Here is a 2499-nt window from a genome sequence, read left to right as displayed (position 1 = left end):
CACAGGGGGCAACCCCCAACTACTTCCGGCGTTCTAGGGCTTAACTTCTGTGTTCGGCATGGGTACAGGTGTATCTCCTAGGCTATCGTCACTTAACTCTGAGTAATACCTACTCAAAATTGAATATCTATTCAAATCAAGAAAACCTTTCGCTTTCATATTCTCAGTTACTTTGGATAAGTCCTCGAGCTATTAGTATTAGTCCGCTACATGTGTCGCCACACTTCCACTTCTAACCTATCTACCTGATCATCTCTCAGGGCTCTTACTGATATAAAATCATGGGAAATCTCATCTTGAGGTGGGTTTCACACTTAGATGCTTTCAGCGTTTATCCCTTCCCTACATAGCTACCCAGCGATGCCTTTGGCAAGACAACTGGTACACCAGCGGTAAGTCCACTCTGGTCCTCTCGTACTAGGAGCAGATCCTCTCAAATTTCCTACGCCCGCGACGGATAGGGACCGAACTGTCTCACGACGTTCTGAACCCAGCTCGCGTGCCGCTTTAATGGGCGAACAGCCCAACCCTTGGGACCGACTACAGCCCCAGGATGCGACGAGCCGACATCGAGGTGCCAAACCTCCCCGTCGATGTGAACTCTTGGGGGAGATAAGCCTGTTATCCCCAGGGTAGCTTTTATCCGTTGAGCGATGGCCCTTCCATACGGAACCACCGGATCACTAAGCCCGACTTTCGTCCCTGCTCGAGTTGTAGCTCTCGCAGTCAAGCTCCCTTATACCTTTACACTCTGCGAATGATTTCCAACCATTCTGAGGGAACCTTTGGGCGCCTCCGTTACCTTTTAGGAGGCGACCGCCCCAGTCAAACTGCCCGTCAGACACTGTCTCCGATAGGGATCACCTATCCGGGTTAGAGTGGCCATAACACAAGGGTAGTATCCCAACAACGTCTCCTTCGAAACTGGCGTCCCGATCTCTTAGACTCCTACCTATCCTGTACATGTGGTACAGACACTCAATATCAAACTGCAGTAAAGCTCCATGGGGTCTTTCCGTCCTGTCGCGGGTAACCTGCATCTTCACAGGTACTAAAATTTCACCGAGTCTCTCGTTGAGACAGTGCCCAAATCATTACGCCTTTCGTGCGGGTCGGAACTTACCCGACAAGGAATTTCGCTACCTTAGGACCGTTATAGTTACGGCCGCCGTTTACTGGGGCTTCAATTCATACCTTCGCTTACGCTAAGCACTCCTCTTAACCTTCCAGCACCGGGCAGGCGTCACCCCCTATACATCATCTTACGATTTAGCAGAGAGCTGTGTTTTTGATAAACAGTTGCTTGGGCCTATTCACTGCGGCTGACTTAAAGTCAGCACCCCTTCTCCCGAAGTTACGGGGTCATTTTGCCGAGTTCCTTAACGAGAGTTCTCTCGCTCACCTGAGGCTACTCGCCTCGACTACCTGTGTCGGTTTGCGGTACGGGTAGAGTATGTTTAAACGCTAGAAGCTTTTCTTGGCAGTGTGACGTCACTAACTTCGCTACTAAACTTCGCTCCCCATCACAGCTCAATGTTATAGATATAAGCATTTGACTCATATCACACCTCACTGCTTAGACAGACTCTTCCAATCGTCTGCTTTAGTTAGCCTACTGCGTCCCTCCATCACTACATACTCTAGTACAGGAATATCAACCTGTTGTCCATCGGATACACCTTTCGGTCTCTCCTTAGGTCCCGACTAACCCAGGGCGGACGAGCCTTCCCCTGGAAACCTTAGTCTTACGGTGGACAGGATTCTCACCTGTCTTTCGCTACTCATACCGGCATTCTCACTTCTATGCGTTCCAGCACTCCTCACGGTACACCTTCTTCACACATAGAACGCTCTCCTACCATACCTATAAAGGTATCCACAGCTTCGGTAAATTGTTTTAGCCCCGGTACATTTTCGGCGCAGGGTCACTCGACTAGTGAGCTATTACGCACTCTTTGAATGAATAGCTGCTTCTAAGCTAACATCCTAGTTGTCTGTGCAACCCCACATCCTTTTCCACTTAACAATTATTTTGGGACCTTAGCTGGTGGTCTGGGCTGTTTCCCTTTCGACTACGGATCTTAGCACTCGCAGTCTGACTGCCGACCATAATTCATTGGCATTCGGAGTTTATCTGAGATTGGTAATCCGGGATGGACCCCTCACCCAAACAGTGCTCTACCTCCAAGAATCTTAATGTCGACGCTAGCCCTAAAGCTATTTCGGAGAGAACCAGCTATCTCCAAGTTCGTTTGGAATTTCTCCGCTACCCACAAGTCATCCAAGCACTTTTCAACGTGCCCTGGTTCGGTCCTCCAGTGCGTCTTACCGCACCTTCAACCTGCTCATGGGTAGGTCACATGGTTTCGGGTCTACGTCATGATACTAATCCGCCCTATTCAGACTCGGTTTCCCTACGGCTCCGTCTCTTCAACTTAACCTCGCATCATAACGTAACTCGCCGGTTCATTCTACAAAAGGCACGCTCTCACCCATTAA

2 rRNA genes are annotated in these 2499 nt (G+C 49.5%); both read right to left on the bottom strand.

The features are described from left to right. Nucleotides 1-96: ribosomal RNA gene (rrf, locus tag O3601_RS09305) — 5S ribosomal RNA — on the bottom strand; the annotation flags it as partial. Between the two features lie 76 nt (nt 97-172). Then, nucleotides 173-2499, bottom strand: a 23S ribosomal RNA gene (locus O3601_RS09300); the annotation flags it as partial.

The organism is Streptococcus sp. 20925_1_69 (genome assembly GCF_041432365.1).
Classification (GTDB): domain Bacteria; phylum Bacillota; class Bacilli; order Lactobacillales; family Streptococcaceae; genus Streptococcus.
This window is presented reverse-complemented; position numbering and strand designations above follow the sequence as displayed.